Below are 17,486 nucleotides of genomic sequence, written 5' to 3'. Positions count from 1 at the left end.
ACACACACGCCGCTCAACGTTATTGAGCGGTGGCCCGCCCGCAAACTCCTGGCCTACTTCGAGACGGCCAAGGAGTTCCGAAAAATCATGAGAGAATGACTATGGGTGTCCAGCAAAGTAGCCTTCGCATTTCGCTTATCGATGATGCGTCGGCCACCGCAAGGCATATCGGGCGGTCGCTGGATGGACTGCGGGCGCAGTCCGCTTCAGCCCTCGCTCCAATGCGCGGAATCATCGGACAGGCTGTCGCGCTCGGCGCTGGCTATTTCGGGGTCACGCGTGGTCTGGAAGCGACGGCGGGCGCGGCCATCGAATTCGAGACCGCTTTTGCTGACGTTAAAAAGGTTGTTGAGGCGACTGACGAACAGTTTGAAAACATGCGCCGCAGCATCCGGCGCATGTCCGGCGAAATCCCGCTGTCATCCACAGCGCTCGCGACCATTTTTGCAGCCGCGGGTGAAAGCGGTATCGCGACCGAAGACTTGCAAAGCTTCGCGGAAATGGCGGCGCGTGTCGGCATCGCCTTCGATCTCGGCGCAGGTGAGGCAGGCGAAAGCCTTGCCAAGCTGAAAACGCAGCTTGGTTTGACGGTGGCCGAAACCGGCGACATGGCGGACGCCATCAACCACCTGTCGAACAACATGGCCTCCAAGGCGAAGGACGTGACCGACTTCATGTTGCGGGTCGGCTCCTTCGGTGAAATGGGCGGCTTTGCAAAAGAAGAACTTGCGGCCATGGGTAGCGCCATGATCTCCGCCGGTTCGGATGCCAGCACGGCGGGAACCGCCATGTTGAACGTCATCCGCAGGCTGACGAAAGGCGAGTTTGCCCAGAAGTCGCAGCGGGACGCCGCCAAGGCGCTCGGGCTGCATCTGCCGTCCATCGCCAAGGATATGCAGAAAGACGCGAAAGGCACCATGCGCAAGGTGCTTACGGCGATTGCGAAAGCGCCGAAGGATAAGCAGGTTTCCTTGCTGTCCGAATTCTTCGGTGACGAAGCGCGCGCCTTCATGCCGCTGGTCGGCAATATCAAGCTCTTGGATCAAGCGCTGGATAGCGTGGCCGACCGCACGAAATATGCAGGTTCGGCGTTCAATGAGTACATCCAGCGCGCCAGCACCACGCAAAACGTTCTGGACCTGCTCGGAAACAAGATTTCCAATGTCTTTGCAGAAATCGGTGACAGCATGTTGCCGACCATCCGCGAGGGTGCGCAGGGCATCGGCGAGGTTCTGGACACGCTTGGCAACCGCGTGACGATCTTCGACCAGATCACCAATTTCACGAAGGGGTTTGCGCAGGGCTTCGGTTATACCGGCGGCATGAAGGAGTTCATGAACGATCTCGGTGACCTGTTGCTTGGTCCTGTCGATCCGAATGCTGCCGACCGCATTGGGGCAATCTTCATGCGGGCGAAAGAGTGGGGCGCGTCCATCCGCGAATTGAACGATGCGATAAAGGACAATCCTATCGCCAAGTTTTTTGCGGAAATGTCCGGTTACGGCTTCCAGCTTTTTGCGTGGGGCATGGGTATCTCCATGTTGGCGGGCACCATTCGTAAGCTCGCGGCGGCGCTTTTCCTGCTCTCTGGTGCAAGTACGGCTCTTTCGATCTTAAAGACCATCGGAACTCTCAGTGAGTTTCCCGGTCTTGGCGGTCCCGATAGCAAAAAGGTGCCGCCCAAATCATCAAAAGGTGCGGGTGGTGTACCGGATGTTGTCCCGTGGTTTAATAGTGCCGCGCAGTGGATTAAGGGGTTTGGCTCTCAATCGCTTTTCGGTCTCGGGGTGCAAGGCTTAGGGGATACCCCCGGCGACACTTTTGAGGATCAAGTAAAGAACCAGCAGAAGTACAAGGATGGTCTCCGCAGGCTCTTCGGTCTCAACACGGGCGAAGACGGCGTATCGGGCTGGGACCGCTTCTGGTTTGGGGATGCGGCGAAGCCCGAATTTAGCCTCCGTGATCACATGGGTATATCCACCGGGGGGCAATCCAGTGCGACGGTAGCCTCATCAACCCCTGTGTCGGGTGACATTAAACCAGTTCGAATTGATGCGTCTTCAATCTCCGAACTAAAAAACCCCCAAGGCACGCAGGATGTAAGGGTGACGAACCAGCAGCCATTCAACATAGTTGTAAACGCCAACATCACTAACAACGGTGTGGGTGATCCAAAGGCCGCAGCTGATGCGACCTTGAATGAGTTGGGGTCGCAGGTCAAAAGCGCGGTCGAGGGGGTTCTTAGCGATTAACCAGAGGGGCGGAGGAAGTAGTAAAGTTGCCCATCCCGCTCCTCAATCGTATAAGTTACGCCATAGCTTTGCCCGTCATCCGCGAGAATTTTAGCGGTGCAGGTTCGTTTGCCGTCAGTGATTCCTGCATCCTTTATATCGTTGACCGACAACGCATTCATCGCGCTAATGTTGGCTGGCAGGCGGGGGAAAATCTCCTTCGCCTGCGCAATCGACGTCTTCGCAGCGCAAGCCGGAATACCGCTTCCAAGGTAAATGCCAGACGAAAGGCCGCCGGTTGCAATGTAGATCGAAGCGACGAAGGACAGCACCCAAACTATGGCGGGCAGTTGGTTCTTTTGAAGGCGTTTGGCTCGGACGAAAAGATATGCAACCGGAGACAGGCATATCCATGCCGCCACTCCCAAAATGCGTTTTCCGCTGCCAGCATCGGTTACGAGGCGGTTGTCCATCGCAATGCATGACAGCCATATAACCAAACTTGCGATCCCATACACACCCGATCCAAGTTCCTTTCCGGTGGTTTCTTGAGACCAGACGTCTATTAGCGCGAGTACCAGCGGCGATAGTGCAATTATCCAAATCCAGCGATCACTGATCGCAGAGCTTGGTAAAGGCGGCGGCTGTCCGTTAGTCTCTGATCTTAGTTCAGCAACCGAGTCCAGACGTTTCCATTCACTGCCGAAAGTTGTGTTCCATACCAACGTGTCGGAAAAAATATCTCCGTTAGCGTAGAGTTCCCGGAGCGATTCAAAGCTCACCGGGCCGTTCCGCTTACCCTTCAAATTGTAGTGCCATTCCATAAGCAACGCCCCTTACCCCTAGTTGCTGCTTTCAATGCAACCTAACGTGATTTGCACGTGGAGTCTTTATGTCTGGTTACACATCGATGATGCTCGGGGATTTCGCCTTCGAGGCGCTAGGCTTTGGCTATCAGGGTGTCAAGCGCAAGGTGAACACACCTTGGGTGGAAATGCCGGTTGGTCAAACCCTCAACCAGCAACAATGGACCGGCCCCACTTCCGACGAAGTGACAATCTCGGGCGTTCTTTTCCCCGAGGAATTCGGCGGACAAACGCAGCTTGATGGCATCATTGCCGCAGCTTTGGCCGGAACCGAAATGATGCTTGTGACCGGAGATGCGGCGCAGGGTGACATACGCGGTGTTTTTACTGTGCAGAGTATCGAAGAAGACAAGTCATACATTAATCGGAAGGGTGAGGCAGGACGCAACGCCTACTCCATTATGCTCAAACGCTCAGGTTCAGGCACAATGCCAAGTGCGGGCGGTCTGGTGGATCGGGCTGCATCCTTCCTGTCTGAACTGTTCCGGTGACCACATGGCGACAATTTACACAACGCGGCAGGGCGAGACGGTTGATCTCGCCTGCCTCGCTTTTTATGGGCGCACGGCCAAAGTGGTCGAAGCGGTTATTGATGCCAATCCGGGTCTTGCTGCGCTCGGTCCTGTCCTTCCGCTCGGCACGAAAATCACCATGCCGGACATTCCCCCCACCAGCACGGCCAAGCCGTTGACCAGCCTTTGGGACTGACCATGAAACCGCGCGTGGAAGTGAGTATCGACGGCGTGCCAGTGGCAGGCCATTTCTATGAACGTTTGCTCTCCCTTACCGTCACGGACGAAGAGGGAATGAAATCCGACACGGTGGATATTGAACTGAATGACGGCCCGCCGAACTTTCTGGCGATCCCGCGTAAGGGGGCAATCATTTCGGTCAAGATGGGCTTCGGTGATGATCTCGTGCCGAAAGGTGTTTTCACCGCGGACAAAGTCAATGTCGATTGCCTGCCCTATAAAATGTCGATCTCCGGCAAGGCTGCGGACCTTCGCAGCGGAAAGCTGAAAGAGCGGCAGGAAAGGTCATGGGATAAAACGAAACTCGGCGATATCCTGTCTCAGATAGCCAGCGAAAGCGGATTAACTCCTGCCGTTGATAATGACCTTGCGGACTTTGAATATGACTGGCTGGCGCAACAGGACGAAAGCAACATCAATTTCCTGCGGCGGCTGGCGGAGCGGCATAATGGCCTCTTCGCGGTCAAGCAAAGGCGACTGATTTTCACCCGGCTTGGCTCAGGTCTTTCTGCGTCGGGTTCGCCGCTAGGATCGATCATCCTGACGCCCGAGAAAATCAAGGTCGGAAGCCTGAAAGTTGAAATCAACGACCGCACGAAATACAGCAAGGTCGTGGCGTACTATCAGGATTCCGATAAGGCGGAGCGCGTGGAAATCGACGCGGATGCAGATGCGGACGGCGATAGCGTTTATCGTTTGCCAGAACCTTATGCATCGCCCGCCGAAGCCGATAAGGCAGCGCAAGCGAAAGCCAAGGAACTGCAACGCGGCGAAGGCTCGGTGTCGGTCACGGTGATCGGCGATGCGGGTATTGATGCGGGCGTGCCGCTGCTGTTCGCCGATGTCCGCCCGGGCGTGGACGGCGTGCCGTACATCATCAAGACGGCCAAAACGTCCTACACCAAAACCGGCGCTCTTGAAGTGGCAGTTTCCGGCAGGCTCTACGATGGCAAATCTGCAACCGAAAAATCGGCCGGCACGGAAAGCAGCGGTTCCAGCGCCAGCCCGGACGCCTCGAAAGCAACCGGTAAGGTTGCCCCAAACAGCGCGCCCGGTACGCCTGCCACGCCATCCTCTTTCCTGACCCCGCGCCGCTTCGGTCGGACGGACGAAAACTAGCGCGCGGCCCTACCACTCTTCCCTAAAATCTCAAGGAGATATCTATGTCCGTTGTGACCACGTCACCGCGTGGGCGCGCCTTTATGAGCGCTCATGAAGGAAACCCGCTTACCTGCTACCTTGATCCTGTCCGTATTCCGACCATCGGGCGCGGTTTCACGATGCGCAGCCGGGCCGTCCGGCGCGAATTGGAAAAGATCGGCATTACAAAATTGGTGCCGGGTAAAACGAAACTCACGTCAGCCCAATCGGATGCCATCTTCGCGGCTGTGCTTCGGGATGAATTTGAACCTGCGGTGGTTGCCAAGTCGCCGGACGCTCGCAAACAGCATGAAATGGATGCGGCGGTTTCGGCGATATTCAACCTTGGCACGGGCGCTATGGATTGGCAGTGGGCGAAATTCTGGCGCGCCGGAAAACAAAAGCAGGCGGCGGATTATCTCGCCAGCCACTACAACACTGCGGGGGGCAAGAAGCTGCCCGGCCTCGTTCGCAGGCGCAAGGAAGAAGCCCTTTTGTTCGAAAAGGGAATCTACACGGGCGTTGGTGAAGGGGTGCCGCGCTCCGCGCAAGAGACAGCGCTCCCGCAGCCCGATCCCGTAGTGAAGGAAGCGCAAGCGATCCTTTCTGCGAAGGGCTTCAATCCCGGCGCAATCGACGGCTGGATGGGCGAAAAGACCGCCGCCGCCGTCAAGGCATACCAGTCTGCGCACCCGCATCTTGTTGCCGATGGGATTATTGGTCCCGCCACCTTGTCGCAGCTGCGTCGTGACGCTGCCGCCACGAAAGAGGCGGTGCAGGGCGGCGCAGGTTCGCTCTTCGGTTCCGGTTTTGCCGCATGGTCGCTCGGTTTGCCCTGGGGGTGGATCGCGCTTCTTTTTGCGGCGGTCGTGCTCGGCATCATCGCTTACCGGAAACGCGACGTTATTTCCCGGCGCATCAATAGTTTGCTTGGTCGCGAGGTCGCGGTGTGATGGCGAAGCCGGGACTTTACCTTTTGCTTGGGCTGGCGGCGGTGTCCTTCATCGCCGCTGGCATCCTCTTCATCGACCGCAACGCGACGTATCGCGCGGTCATCAACATTGAAAGGCAAAATAATGCGGCTGGGGATCGGGCGGACAGCGCTCGTCATCGTTTCGACGATTGCGCTGGCGGGGTGTGGGATTTCGGGGCCGGGCGATGTATCCGGTCTGCGCCGGGTGGTCGGAACTGATCTGGTCGGCGCGCGGGGCGCAACGCAGGAAGATCAACGGAAAATTGACAGGACGGTTGCGGGCCTTTGTGGTGGCGACGTTTGGAGCCGGGACGAATGCGCCCGCCATGGAAAAGAGCGCTGACATGCCGGAAAAATACACCTCTTTCATCGAGCTGATGAATGCGTGGGTTGGCGGTGCCTTCACCACCATTATCGCCTCCCTGCTTGGTCGCTTCATGTGGCACGGCAATGAGGCGCGGAAAGGTCGCCGCAAGTTCTTCGGCATTGAACTTTTTTGGGAACTGCCGGTCGCGCTCGGCATGGCGGTTATCGGCGAAAGTGCCGCCGCCTACGCCGATCTTGGTCAACCTGCATCAACGGGTCTGATTGCGCTTCTGGCCTATCTCGGGCCGCGTGGCGTCGAAGCCCTCTTCCATAAATGGTTTGACCGCCGCATGGCCGGTTGACGAATCCTATCAGCATTGTCAAAGCCGTCCGGTTCGCGCCGGGCGGCTTTTTGTGTTTGTGGTGTCGGGGGACGTTGCTATGGTTACGCCTGCGGGTAGCGCTTCTTATCTGCTGGAGACTGGAGTGGATGAGCGATTTCAGAATAAGCCCTGTAACTATCCAATGGGGCGACCTTGCCACCCTTGAGACCGTCACGGACTTAGCGCGTTGCCTGCTCGAAAATTGGCCGGGCAACACGACGACCGAAGCTTATGTGACCGCCCTGATGGTCTGTTCCGCTGTTCTCGAAAACGGCTTGGATGACCGACCAGAAGATGCGCGCGCGGCCTTTATTGATGCCGCCCACGAAGCGCTCCTATCAGTATCGCCAGATGATGACGATTTGGATTTCTAGCTGCTATTTTTCTTCGTCTGATCTCCGCACTATTCGGCCTCCATGCCGCAACCGCACGATGCCGTTTATATTGTGCTTGTAGACCTGATAGGCGGCGTTCGCCGCCATGATGTTGCCAGCGCCAGCAAGCTCCATACATCGAAAGCCGTCGCCCGTAATTTCATCGACGGTGAAAGGAAATTTGGTGTCGAAAAACGGCACCTTTTTGGGGTCTGGCAAATCCACCACATGTTGCTCCTGACCTACCTCACAAAAGAAAATGCTTTCCCGGCCATAGACCCATGCGGTGACGGTTCGCCAGTCAAGCTTTCCCTTTGCCTTGTAACAAACCTGCCATTCATTCTTGTAGCAAATCAGCATTGGCCAGCTAAGCGGCTTCCTGATTGTGGTTTGGATTTCGGTTGATCTTAGGAGCGGCGCGGGCATTGTCCCTCCCATTTCCGTTCTGTGAAACTTTTCATTCCCTAGCGGCCAAAAACCTACGGCCAGTCCCTTTTTGCACGCGCTAGTACAAAGCTGTTCTTTTCTCGATTGCCACAGCCAAGGCACCGCAACAGCGGCTCCATGGAAATGATCGGGCGGAATTTGCCGTAACGACGCTGTAGCGCCCACCTGTCCAGCATGCCGACGCGTTTGCAGCGCCAGCATTGTCCACAGACCACATACCACTGCGGCAAATCGGCCAAGGTCGCCGAGTGGTCCCGCTGCGGCACAAAAATGCCTGTCGGTTTCGGCGGCATGTTGTCATTATTGCCGCCGGTTAGATCGATGCCGCGACGATGGCGCATGTCATTCCCGTTCGGCGCTCGGTTTCCATCCGCGTGTATATCCCCGGCCCATTGCTGCGACGGCGATTGATAGCTGATTTTGCAGATGGTGGATTTCATCCAGTAGCGTTTCCACGGCGGCAACAGCATTGCCGTCATGACACTGGATGACATAGGCCGCGATATCGTCCGGCTGTTTGATTGCGTTCGGGCGCACGTTTCCAATCTCCTGTTTCAGAGCCGTAAAGTTACCCCTGTCATGAAACGGCGCGCGCCCCCGCGCCGGTAAATCAGTCTGGCATCAAGTCGGCAATCTGCCCGTGCGAGACCAGCAGACGCGGGTTTGCCATACTGCCGCTTTCCTCGTCCACGGTGACGGCATACGCCGCAACGCCGATATGACGCGGAGCCATGGCGCTTGCAATTTTTTCGGCGGATGCTTGGCTGGTTGCTGGTCGCATGTCGCCCGGCACAATGCCCCCGCGTCCCTTTTTAAACTGTACTACGATGATTTTTTCGGCGTCAGACATGTCTCTTGCTCTCTCGTTTGTTCTATAAATGTTCTCATTTAAAGGGAGAGTCAAGAAGATGAATTTCTGCCTCGATGTGGAAGGTTGAGGAGATAGACAGGTGAGCGGGATGGAGTCGAACCATCTCATGTTTCCACCCGGAACTTGTGTCTTCGTTTCCACCGGGGACTTGTGCCAGCGCGCTAACCGAGCGCCCGCTTACCTGAATAAATTGCTAGCACGAATGCGAGGATTTTGGAATGACAAGGTTGTGGTTGCAGCCTGTTTTCGTGCCGGTGAAGTTTTACAGCGCTATTGAAAACGTTGATGGAATTTCGACGCGAGAAAGCGAGTTTTACCCGCAAGGCGTTGATATTCCTACCATAGATCGAGCTTCCCAAGCTGAATACGAGGGTTCGATTCCCTTCACCCGCTCCATTTTCCAGGCGTCTGACACTCTTCCTGTGCCATGTTTAGCCGCCATCGTGTCAGTCGTTGCGCGAATATGCAATTTAGCTTGACTACGATTAAATTGCACGTAATAGTTGATGCAGTCGTAACATAGGGGAAGTGTTATGAGTCGCAAACTTCTTTCGGAATTTCTGGGAACCTTTTGGCTCGTGTTCGGAGGATGCGGCAGTGCGGTTTTTGCCGCCGGCTTTCCTGAACTCGGCATTGGCTTCCTTGGTGTCGCTTTCGCTTTTGGTCTGACGGTTCTGACCATGGCCTATGCGGTTGGCGGCATTTCGGGCGGTCATTTCAATCCGGCCGTTTCAGTCGGCCTCACCGTTGCCGGTAAATTCCCGGCGGCGAACCTCGTGCCTTACATAGTGGCGCAGGTTCTGGGGGCGATCATCGCGGCTGCGGCGCTTTATGTCATCCTCACCGGCAAGGCGGGGGCCGATATTGGCGGTTTTGCCGCCAATGGTTATGGTGAACATTCGCCGGGCGGATATTCTCTCGTATCGGCACTGCTGATCGAGGTCATCCTGACGGCGTTTTTCCTGATCGTCATTCTGGGCTCAACGCATGGCAGGGTTCCTGCCGGCTTCGCGCCGATCGCCATCGGCCTTGCCCTCACCCTTATTCATCTGATTTCCATTCCGGTCACCAACACATCCGTCAATCCGGCCCGCTCCACGGGACAGGCATTGTTCGTTGGCGGATGGGCGCTGCAGCAGCTCTGGCTGTTCTGGCTCGCTCCGATCCTCGGCGGCGCCATCGGGGCCGTGATCTGGAAAATCTTCGGCGAGGAAGAGAAGGCCGGCCATGCCGGTTCGGTTCAACCTGCGCAGACATGAATAAGAGGCTTTGTTTCCTCGAATGGTCGGGGAAACAACTGAGGAGGATGACATGGATCTTGCTTCGATATTGGCCCAGATCGTCGGCGGTGCGGTAGGCGGCACGGCAGGCGGAAAGATAGTGAAGGACTCCGATCTTGGTTCGCTCGGCAATCTGATTGCCGGCGCCATCGGCGGTCTCGGCGGCGGAACCGTGCTCGGTTCGCTGCTCGGCGCGGCGGGCGATGCGGCAGCCGGCGGCGTGGATATCGGCGCTCTCGCCGGCCAGCTCGTTGGCGGCGGTGTCGGCGGTCTGATCGTGCAGATAATCGTCGGCCTGATCAAGAACAAGCTCGTTACCAAGTAGAGCGGTTCGGTCGCCTTCAGGATGAAACGACGGACCTTGCCGGAGGAGCTTAGTTCGGCAAGGCGCTGTTTCTGTTATCGATGACGGCGGTAACGTAAGGCCTGAAGCGGCTTTGCCGGTAGCAGCAATGTAACTGAAGCCGCGAGTCGCCGCCGCAGCTGGTCGAAAGAAGTATCAGGACTGTTCTAGCTCTGCCGAAGATGCTGGATCATGAGGTATTTTTGACAACCGGTGCATGTGGCGTCTTGTTCCATGCGAAGGGTTTGGTTTTGAGTTCCACCACGGCTCGCCAGGCCGCGATGGACAGCATCAGCCAATATGCGGGCAATGCCAGCCACCGCCTTCCGACATGCCTTCTTTCATAGGCAATCATTCTGCTGCGGCCCATCAGCACGAAGATCGTGTAGCTTCCGACGATATTCAGCACATCGATAAAAAACAGAAGACCCTGCCAGGTGAGTAGCAGGTCAGCGCCATTTTCCCGGAGGGCGATCGTCATGAATGCCAGCGAAACGAAGAGCAGAGGGTGCGCCAGCGACGACAGAAGCATGCCGCCGATCAGCAGTTGAAAAATCACATAGGCGAACCATCCCATGTCGCGCGCGGTCGCAAAGGGCGCGCGAGTCATCACCAGCCAACTTTGCAGCCAACCCTTATACCAGCGTGTTCGCTGGTTCAGCCACACGGTTAGTGAGGTCGGCGCATCCTCCAGCGTTTGCCGCCGGATGACGCCGCAACGATAACCCAGCCGATGCAGCCGGAGGCCGAGATCGGCATCCTCAGTTACATTATAGGGGTCCCAGGCGCCGGCCTTCCGCAGCACGGCGGTCCGGAAATGATTGGAGGTGCCGCCAAGCGGTAGCGGCAAGCCGTGTGTGGCAAGGGCAGGTAACATGCAGCGGAAGAGACCGGAATATTCCAATGCGAAACAGGCGCTGAGCCAGGAGGAAGAGGCGTTGCTGATGATAAGCGGCGCCTGCAGGCAGGCCACCTCGTCCGGCTCGTTGCGAAAGGCGGCATGGGCTTCGCGCAATTGCTGCGGATGGGGCCGGTCTTCGGCATCATAGACGACAACGAATGCGCCGCGCGCGCCGGAAAGCGCGTAGGTCAGAGCCTTGGGTTTGGTGCGTGGCAGGGAGGGCGGCACCCTGACGACCTCCATATGCGGGCCGGGATTTACCCGCCGGATCGCCTCGATGGTCGCGCTATCGTCGGCCTCGCAGACAAGCTTGATGTCCAGTCGGGATTTGGGCCAGTCCAGACGTTCCAATGCGCCGATGAGCTGCCCGACGACCGCCTCTTCCCGGTAAAGCGCCACCAGAACGGTATAGACAGGCAATTCGTTTTCCTGCCGAAGAGGCAAGACGGTTTTCGCGTCGTTTTCCCGGGGTGCATGGAGGAGCGCGAACAGCCTGAAAAGCAGGGTCAAGAGGTAAAGCATCGTCAGGGTGACATGCAGATACGTAAATGCCGCTTCCGTGTAAAACAGCAGCGACAGAATGAGCAGGGTAAGGAGAACGCCGCTGCAAAAACCCTGCTGGCCGTGAAGCGTGATCCTGGCGGAATGGTGCGGCGCCGTATTGAAAAGCCGCTGGCGGGTTTCAGCCGAGCGGCGGGCCTCACCCGCTTTCCAGATTGCGCTGCGCATGGCCTGCGGGGTTGTCACGGCAAATTCGTCGAGAAGACGCGGGCGTTGATCCAGCATGTTTTTCAGCGACGTCATCCGCGCCAGTTCTGGCACGATCAGCAGCGTTGGCGTGCCGTTCAGCGGTGTCAGCCGCAGGAACCTCGGCTCGGAGAGCTGAGTGTCCAGCTTATTCAAGTCCGTCACCCGGTCCGGTCCGATTTCCGGGAAAAACGGCAACCGCAGGAATCTGGCGAAAGCGCCGAAATAGGCATCCGTTGTGACGAGGCCGCTTGCCAGCAATTCGTCCTCCAAAGTCGAGCCATTTTCCAGAGCCCGTTGTTCGAATGCCTCGATATAGGGCCTGCCAAATCCCAGCGAAGAGAGAAAGCGGGCCTGTCCGGCCTGGTCCTGTTCAGGAACGGTTGAGAGTGGATTTTCACTGGCGTGGGAAAATGCAATTTTTCGTGTCGTCGGCGTCGTGCGAAACGAATCTCGTGTATATTGCCTAAAATAATCCATGCATCGCCGCCGCCGTCATGGTAACGCCCCACTTCCTGTCACGGATAGTATAGATGAGAATGACGAATGTAACGCGGAATATAAGTCTCGGATTTACTTTAGCTTTCGCTTTACAATTTAGTGGTTTTTTTAGCGATGTACGTGCGGAGGGCCTGTCGGACGGGAACCGGATGCCGGTGCTGTTCGATGCGCAGGAGCGATTTCCGGGCGGCGATCTTTCTTCCGTTCCCCGCATCAGATTTCTGATGTCGGTCGATTTCCCGCCCTTCAATTTTACCGATCAGGAAGGCCGGCTTGCGGGTTTCCATGTCGATCTGGTGCGTGAAATCTGCGCTCAGTTGAAGGTCGAAACCAAATGCCAGGTGCAGGCGCTGCCGTTTGACGAGCTGGAGGCGGCTTTGGAAATGGGTGAGGGGGAAGCGGTGATTTCCGGCCTCGCCACCACCGCCGACCTGCGCAAGAGTTTTACCTTCTCGCGGCCCTATCTCTTGATGCCCGCCCGTCTTGCGGTGAGCAAGGCGGCGAAATTCACCGGCTCCGGCGCCGATGCGCTTTCGGGAAAGAAGGTGGGTGTGGTTGCCGGCTCGCGGCACGAACAGATGCTGAAGGCATTCTTCCCAAAGGCAGCGGCCGAGGGTTTCGATGGCTACGAGCCGATGTATGACGCGCTGAAGAAAGGCAAGGTGGACGCCATCTTCGCTGACGGTCTGCGCCTGCCTTTCTGGGTTTCAGGAAGCGTGTCCGAGGGCTGCTGCGCGCTCTTCGGCGGTCCCTATATGTCCGACAGATTTCTCGGTGAAGGCCTTTCCATCATGACCGTCGATCCCGATAACGTGCTTGTCCCGGCTTTCGATCAGGCGCTGGCGGCCCTTTCCCGCAACGGCCGGCTGGAAGAAATCTACCGGCGTTATTTCCCTTATGGGCTCTATTAGGGAGAGCCGGCCACCGGATCGGTTCTTACGCCAGCTCCTATTTGGCTGGCGCGAAAACCTCTTCGTTGCGGCGCAGGCGCAGCAGCGCGATCCATACGGCGGCGGCGATGGCGGTTTCCACCATGAAATAGCTGCCGATTGTTCCCGAAATGCTGAAGGACCAGGTGAAGAAGGCGACGACGACGGAGCCGATGAGATTGCCGCTGTTCCAGATCTTCGCGCGAATATCCTGCCGTCCGGATGCGCCGAGCGCCTCGAGCGCGGTGGCGGCAACGGCCATGGGAAGAACCGCCCAGCAAAGCACGCGGGTGATGATGGGCAGCGAAACATATTCATCGCCGAACAAAAGCGGCAGGAAGGGCGCGATGATGAAAATGACGAGCGCACTGCCGGTCGCGATGAAAAGTGCGGCCTTTAGCACGTTATAGGCGCGCTCTATGGTCTTGCTGATGCCCTGCAGGGCCGCGGAAGCCGAACCCGGATAGATCAGCCGGTTGAGAGCCTCGACGGAGAGATAGGAACTGTCGAGAATGCGTCGGGCGATGGAATAGCTGCCCAGCACCTCGGCGCTGGCAATGGCGCCGAGAACGAGAATATCGGCATTGCCGCGCACGGCCTTGAACAGGAACTGGGTGGAAAACAGGACGCCGATGCGGATTTCCTCACGCACGATGCGGAACACCGGGCTGCCGAGTCTCGCTATCGCCTTGACCGAGATCATGGCCGCAATGGTGTGGGCGGCAAGGTTCCACAGCGCCCAGGCCTCCACCGTTTCAACCTTGAAGATAAGGCAGGCGACCACTGCGGCAATGGTGCGGGCGACGGCAAACATCACTTCCAGCTTGTTGGCGGAGGCGAAGTCGGAATGGGCGATGAAGCTCTGCGTGGAAAGCGAGATGACTTTCAGGAGGACGAGGTTCGTGAACAGGATCAGGAAGGTGGTGATCAGCGTGTGCAGCAAGGTTTCCGAGGTCGGGAAAAATACCGGGATCGTCACCATGCCGATGATGGTCAGCACCACGCCTGTCGCGGCGCTCAAGAGATAGCTGTGGCCGAGCATGACGGGAAACATGCTGCGATCCTGCGCGACACGGCGGATCAGCGATTCCTGCGAACCGATGCCGCAGATCTGGACACCGAGATTGGTGACGGCCGTGATGGAGGCGTAAAGCGCGAATTGTTCGACACCGAGATGGCGGGCAAGCAGCGCGAAGGTCAGAAGCTGGGCGGCGCTGGACATGAGGAGCGCTCCGCCGGATGCCATGTAGGTCAATCCCAGTCTGACTAGATGGCCGAGCCGCGGCGTATTGAACGACACCTCATTCTCCATGTTTTCCGGCATTGCCGGGCGAATTCAAAAATGACTGCGCTGCTTTTTAAAATCTGGCGAACTGAAAAAGCCGCAACCGGCCAATAAAGTGAAAGTCCGCGACCCGTATGAATGGCAGTTTATCCTGTCTTATCCCTCTTGAGGTAAGAGAGGGTTAAAGCAATTGCATAATAATGATGATAATGACTGTTTATGGTTATTTGGACATGGCCCTGTTTCAGAAGGGTTTCGTTGTTCGTCACAAGGCAGGCCAATGATCCGACTATCCATTTTCGATGCAGGCGACCATGCCGCGTTTGGCTGATACGCAGCCCGTCTCTGCGCAGGGCAGCGCCATTTCCCTTGCCGGCAGCCGGCGCGACGCGTTTTTTTTCGTCGCCACCATGCTCTATATCTGGATTTCCGTCGCGCCTTTCGAAAATCTCGCGGCACCGCCCGTGCCGCACGCCGCCGCAAACCAGCTGACCGGCCTCGTGATCGCATTGATCCTCGGCGTTTTTGCGCTGCGCCACCGGCTGACGGGGCTTCTGCTGCGGCCGCGGCTGCCCATTCTGCTGCTGTTCTTCTGGCTGGCGATATGCTCGGTGGTTGGAACCCAGCCCGGCACGTCGCTGCAACGTCTGATTTTCACGGCGCTCCTGTGCTTCATCACCAGCGTCCTTGTCGTCATGCCGCGCGACCGGCGGCAGTTCGACCGGATGATGGCCATCTTCGCCATCATTCTTTTGGCGCTGTGTTATCTGGGGGTGATCTTCCTCAGCTCGCGCTCGATCCATCAGCCCTATGATCTCGATGAAAAAGCGCTGGCGGGTGACTGGCGCGGTATCTTCAATCACAAGAATGCCGCCGCTCCGGCCATGATCATTCTCTTCATGATCGGGCTTTACCTGCGCAACGCCTGGTCGACGCTGGGCGGCATCGCCATCACGCTGCTGGCAGGGTTCTTCCTGTGGAAGACCAACGGAAAAACCGCAGCCATGCTGCTGCCCGTCACCGTGGCGCTGATCTGGATCATGGAAAGGCACGCCAACCGCACTCTGCTGATGATCGGCGGTCTTCTGGCCTTCATCAACATATCCGCGGTCGGCTCCACTTATTTCCCGAGCATACAGAATTTTGTCGAAAGCCTGGGCATCGATTCGACCTTTACCGGGCGGACGGACATATGGCGGCTATCCTTCGACACTTTCGCGCAATCGCCGATCTTCGGTCAGGGGTTCCAGGCATTCTGGGCGAGCGACCGGCTTCTGTCGCAGGCCGATATTGCCGGCACCTGGGCGGTCACAGCCTTCCATGCCCATAATGGCTACATTGAAAGCCTGCTGAACGGCGGCCTGCCGGCCTTCATTCTCACCGTCATCTGGCTGGTCATCATACCCGCGAACGATTTCCGCACGGCGGTGGATAAGGGCACGGATGCCGGCCTGACCCGACTTTTTGCAAGAATCTGGGTGTATGCGCTACTTTCTTCGTGTTTAGAGAGTAATTTCTTTACCGGAACCGGGCCTATCTGGTCTTCTCTTCTAATCGCAATCTATTGTTTGAGGCATCAGGCTTACGACATACTCGAAGAGGGACAGTAATTTGCAGACAGGCCGGGGGGCTTTGTATGACGCAAAAAATCGGGACTTTTACAGACCGGATCAATAACCGGCTGGTGCGCTATTTCCCGGGACCGGGGGTGCGGATCGAAACGTCCGAACCGATCGTGTCCTTCACATTCGATGATGTGCCGGCAAGCGCCTGGACGGCGGGTGCGCGCATTCTGGAAAACGAGGGCGTTTGCGGCACGTTTTACATCGCCGGCGTGTTTATCGACCAATACGATGAACAGCAGCAGATGATTTCCGCGAAAGGCTGCGCGGAACTGGCGGCGGCCGGCCATGAGCTTGCCTGCCACACCTTTTCCCATCGCAAACTCTCGAGCTTTTCCCGGCGGGGGCTCGAGGAGGATCTCGATCGCAATGACCGCGTGCTCGGCTCATTCGATGCAAGCCGCCACGGGCGCAATTTCTCCGTTCCCTTCGGCATGGCCTCCCCGGTCATGCAGCCGCTGCTGCGACGCCGGTTCAGGACGGCGCGCGGCATCATGCCGGGGATCAACCGGGGCAGTGTCGACCCGCATAATCTTGCCGCAGTCGAGTTGCGTTCGGATCAAAATTACCTCGACGCCGCCGATGGCTGGCTGGAGGATGTTCTGCAAAAAGGCGGCTGGCTCATCATCTTCACCCATGATGTTTCTCAGACGCCGAGTTTTTACGGTTGTCCGGAGGGCAGATTTCAGGGTCTCGTCCGCAGGGCGGTGTCGGGCGGTGCGAAGATCATGACGGTCGATGCCGCCGCAAGGACACTCGGTCTGTAAAGGAATATTCTCAGCGCGCCTGCCCGGTCGATACCGTGGAAAACGCAGTTGCGGGTTATTGGCTGGCCCAGATGATGCGGGCGATCCATTCCACATCGGCCATGTCGAAGCTGCGGTTCGGATGTTCCGGGTTGAGCGAAAGAAGCTCGATGTTTTTGGGGCTTTGCCGCGCCAGCACCTTGGCCATCACTTCGCCGTCGCGGCTTTTCAGCACCACGCGGTCGCCGCGCCGCACCTGTGCGCCGGGCTCCACGATGAGGATGTCGCCGTCACGGTAGAGCGGCATCATGCTCTCGCCCTGCACCTCCAGCGCATAGACGCCCTGCCTGCGCTCGGGAGAGGAGGGGAATTCCACCACATCCCAGCCCTGACCCGCCGGAAAACCGCCATCGTCGAAAAAGCCGCCGGAGCCTGCCTGTGCGAAACCGAGCAGGGGAATGGCGTTGCCGGCGCCGGAAGGCTGCATGGTCTGCGCTCTGCCGAAAGCATAACCGAAAAACTGGTCGACGCTCGCCCCCGTCGCCTCCAGCACCTTGGAGACGGATTCCGTCGAAGGCCAGCGTTTGCGGCCATCCGGCCCGAAACGTTTCGATTTATTGAACGAGGTGGGATCGAGGCCGGCGCGCTTCGCCAATGCCGAAGGCGTTAGCTGGTGGCGTTCAGCAAGCGTATCGATGGCGCTCCAGATCGTCTCGTGTGACAGCATGATAGAAAGCCCGCAAGTGGAGCCGATAGCGGAAAAGCTCCTGTCGTTTACTGACCGGAATC

23 protein-coding genes are annotated in these 17,486 nt (G+C 57.7%); 15 read left to right on the top strand and 8 right to left on the bottom strand.

The window, feature by feature from the left end; genetic code table 11:
• Positions 1-101: 101 nt before the first annotated feature.
• Positions 102-2,252, top strand: coding sequence for a phage tail tape measure protein (locus ACIK7D_RS05610; RefSeq protein WP_400155785.1), 2,151 nt, complete (start codon positions 102-104; stop codon positions 2,250-2,252).
• Here ACIK7D_RS05610 and ACIK7D_RS05605 read toward each other — a convergent pair.
• Positions 2,249-3,055 (bottom strand): DUF4339 domain-containing protein, encoded by an 807-nt coding sequence (locus ACIK7D_RS05605; RefSeq protein WP_400155784.1) that lies wholly within the window; start codon positions 3,053-3,055, stop codon positions 2,249-2,251. The genes ACIK7D_RS05610 and ACIK7D_RS05605 overlap by 4 nt on opposite strands.
• Positions 3,056-3,123: 68 nt before the next feature.
• On the opposite strand from ACIK7D_RS05605, the gene ACIK7D_RS05600 reads away from it, so the two are divergent.
• The 8 genes from ACIK7D_RS05600 to ACIK7D_RS05565 all read left to right on the top strand — a co-directional run bounded on the left by ACIK7D_RS05600 (position 3,124) and on the right by ACIK7D_RS05565 (position 7,025).
• The gene (locus ACIK7D_RS05600) at positions 3,124-3,588 is read left to right on the top strand and encodes a phage tail protein (protein ID WP_400155783.1); all 465 of its coding nucleotides are present in this window, start codon (positions 3,124-3,126) and stop codon (positions 3,586-3,588) included.
• Between the two features lie 4 nt (positions 3,589-3,592).
• Positions 3,593-3,805, top strand: a complete 213-nt coding sequence (locus ACIK7D_RS05595) for a tail protein X (protein WP_306017849.1) — start codon at positions 3,593-3,595, stop codon at positions 3,803-3,805.
• Positions 3,806-3,807: 2 nt separating this feature from the next.
• Positions 3,808-4,968 carry a phage late control D family protein gene (locus ACIK7D_RS05590; RefSeq protein ID WP_400155782.1) on the top strand — a complete coding sequence of 387 codons (1,161 nt, stop codon included), beginning with the start codon at positions 3,808-3,810 and terminating at the stop codon, positions 4,966-4,968.
• A 44-nt stretch (positions 4,969-5,012) separates the two neighbouring features.
• Positions 5,013-5,942, top strand: coding sequence for a glycoside hydrolase family protein (locus ACIK7D_RS05585; protein ID WP_400155781.1), 930 nt, complete (start codon positions 5,013-5,015; stop codon positions 5,940-5,942).
• Positions 5,942-6,181 (top strand): hypothetical protein, encoded by a 240-nt coding sequence (locus ACIK7D_RS05580; RefSeq protein WP_400155780.1) that lies wholly within the window; start codon positions 5,942-5,944, stop codon positions 6,179-6,181. Before ACIK7D_RS05585 ends, ACIK7D_RS05580 begins: the two co-directional genes overlap by 1 nt.
• Positions 6,066-6,305: a hypothetical protein gene (locus ACIK7D_RS05575; RefSeq protein WP_400156019.1), complete on the top strand. Its 240-nt coding sequence runs from the start codon at positions 6,066-6,068 to the stop codon at positions 6,303-6,305. The genes ACIK7D_RS05580 and ACIK7D_RS05575 overlap by 116 nt, the downstream gene beginning before the upstream one ends.
• Position 6,306: 1 nt before the next feature.
• Positions 6,307-6,630: a phage holin family protein gene (locus ACIK7D_RS05570; RefSeq protein ID WP_010970912.1), complete on the top strand. Its 324-nt coding sequence runs from the start codon at positions 6,307-6,309 to the stop codon at positions 6,628-6,630.
• A gap of 128 nt (positions 6,631-6,758) precedes the next feature.
• Positions 6,759-7,025 (top strand): DUF982 domain-containing protein, encoded by a 267-nt coding sequence (locus ACIK7D_RS05565; protein WP_400155779.1) that lies wholly within the window; start codon positions 6,759-6,761, stop codon positions 7,023-7,025.
• A 3-nt stretch (positions 7,026-7,028) separates the two neighbouring features.
• On the opposite strand, the gene ACIK7D_RS05560 is transcribed toward ACIK7D_RS05565, so the two are convergent.
• The 4 genes from ACIK7D_RS05560 to ACIK7D_RS05545 all read right to left on the bottom strand — a co-directional run bounded on the left by ACIK7D_RS05560 (position 7,029) and on the right by ACIK7D_RS05545 (position 8,322).
• Complete coding sequence (locus ACIK7D_RS05560; protein ID WP_400155778.1) at positions 7,029-7,451, bottom strand: hypothetical protein; 423 nt, start codon at positions 7,449-7,451, stop codon at positions 7,029-7,031.
• Positions 7,452-7,504: 53 nt separating this feature from the next.
• A complete protein-coding gene (locus ACIK7D_RS05555) occupies positions 7,505-7,912 on the bottom strand; it encodes a hypothetical protein (protein ID WP_400155777.1) in 408 nt (135 codons plus the stop codon).
• Complete coding sequence (locus ACIK7D_RS05550) at positions 7,815-8,018, bottom strand: hypothetical protein (RefSeq protein ID WP_164056636.1); 204 nt, start codon at positions 8,016-8,018, stop codon at positions 7,815-7,817. Before ACIK7D_RS05550 ends, ACIK7D_RS05555 begins: the two co-directional genes overlap by 98 nt.
• Positions 8,019-8,082: 64 nt before the next feature.
• A complete protein-coding gene (locus ACIK7D_RS05545; protein ID WP_400155776.1) occupies positions 8,083-8,322 on the bottom strand; it encodes a hypothetical protein in 240 nt (79 codons plus the stop codon).
• 239 nt (positions 8,323-8,561) lie between these two features.
• Here ACIK7D_RS05545 and ACIK7D_RS05540 point away from each other — a divergent pair, with 239 nt between their 5' ends.
• The 3 genes from ACIK7D_RS05540 to ACIK7D_RS05530 are packed head-to-tail and all read left to right on the top strand — an operon-like array spanning position 8,562 to position 9,948.
• Positions 8,562-8,822 carry a hypothetical protein gene (locus ACIK7D_RS05540; protein WP_400155775.1) on the top strand — a complete coding sequence of 87 codons (261 nt, stop codon included), beginning with the start codon at positions 8,562-8,564 and terminating at the stop codon, positions 8,820-8,822.
• Between the two features lie 54 nt (positions 8,823-8,876).
• Positions 8,877-9,602, top strand: coding sequence for an aquaporin Z (gene aqpZ, locus ACIK7D_RS05535; protein WP_400155774.1), 726 nt, complete (start codon positions 8,877-8,879; stop codon positions 9,600-9,602).
• A 52-nt stretch (positions 9,603-9,654) separates the two neighbouring features.
• Entirely contained in the window at positions 9,655-9,948 is a 294-nt protein-coding gene (locus ACIK7D_RS05530; protein ID WP_003519942.1) for a hypothetical protein, read from the top strand.
• A gap of 208 nt (positions 9,949-10,156) precedes the next feature.
• Here ACIK7D_RS05530 and ACIK7D_RS05525 read toward each other — a convergent pair whose 3' ends face one another.
• Entirely contained in the window at positions 10,157-12,094 is a 1,938-nt protein-coding gene (locus ACIK7D_RS05525; RefSeq protein ID WP_400155773.1) for a glycosyltransferase family 2 protein, read from the bottom strand.
• 170 nt (positions 12,095-12,264) lie between these two features.
• Here ACIK7D_RS05525 and ACIK7D_RS05520 point away from each other — a divergent pair, with 170 nt between their 5' ends.
• Complete coding sequence (locus ACIK7D_RS05520) at positions 12,265-13,026, top strand: transporter substrate-binding domain-containing protein (protein WP_400155772.1); 762 nt, start codon at positions 12,265-12,267, stop codon at positions 13,024-13,026.
• A 37-nt stretch (positions 13,027-13,063) separates the two neighbouring features.
• Here the strand turns inward: ACIK7D_RS05520 and uppX are convergent, their stop codons facing one another.
• A complete protein-coding gene (gene uppX / locus ACIK7D_RS05515) occupies positions 13,064-14,356 on the bottom strand; it encodes a Wzx-type polysaccharide biosynthesis protein UppX (RefSeq protein WP_035265123.1) in 1,293 nt (430 codons plus the stop codon).
• A 287-nt stretch (positions 14,357-14,643) separates the two neighbouring features.
• Here uppX and uppY point away from each other — a divergent pair, with 287 nt between their 5' ends.
• Together uppY and ACIK7D_RS05505 are read left to right on the top strand one after the other, a co-directional pair.
• On the top strand, positions 14,644-15,939 hold the full coding sequence (gene uppY / locus ACIK7D_RS05510) for a Wzy-type polysaccharide biosynthesis protein UppY (protein ID WP_400155771.1): 1,296 nt from the start codon (positions 14,644-14,646) through the stop codon (positions 15,937-15,939).
• A 26-nt stretch (positions 15,940-15,965) separates the two neighbouring features.
• A complete protein-coding gene (locus ACIK7D_RS05505; RefSeq protein ID WP_400155770.1) occupies positions 15,966-16,718 on the top strand; it encodes a polysaccharide deacetylase family protein in 753 nt (250 codons plus the stop codon).
• Between the two features lie 55 nt (positions 16,719-16,773).
• Here the strand turns inward: ACIK7D_RS05505 and ACIK7D_RS05500 are convergent, their stop codons facing one another.
• On the bottom strand, positions 16,774-17,424 hold the full coding sequence (locus ACIK7D_RS05500; protein ID WP_080817957.1) for a helix-turn-helix transcriptional regulator: 651 nt from the start codon (positions 17,422-17,424) through the stop codon (positions 16,774-16,776).
• Positions 17,425-17,486: the final 62 nt, after the last annotated feature.

This window comes from Agrobacterium sp. P15N1-A, from assembly GCF_044626815.1.
In the GTDB taxonomy this organism is placed as follows: Bacteria; Pseudomonadota; Alphaproteobacteria; order Rhizobiales; family Rhizobiaceae; genus Agrobacterium; species Agrobacterium leguminum.
Note: the sequence above shows the minus strand (reverse complement) of the source record. Positions and strands in the feature narration are given on the sequence as shown.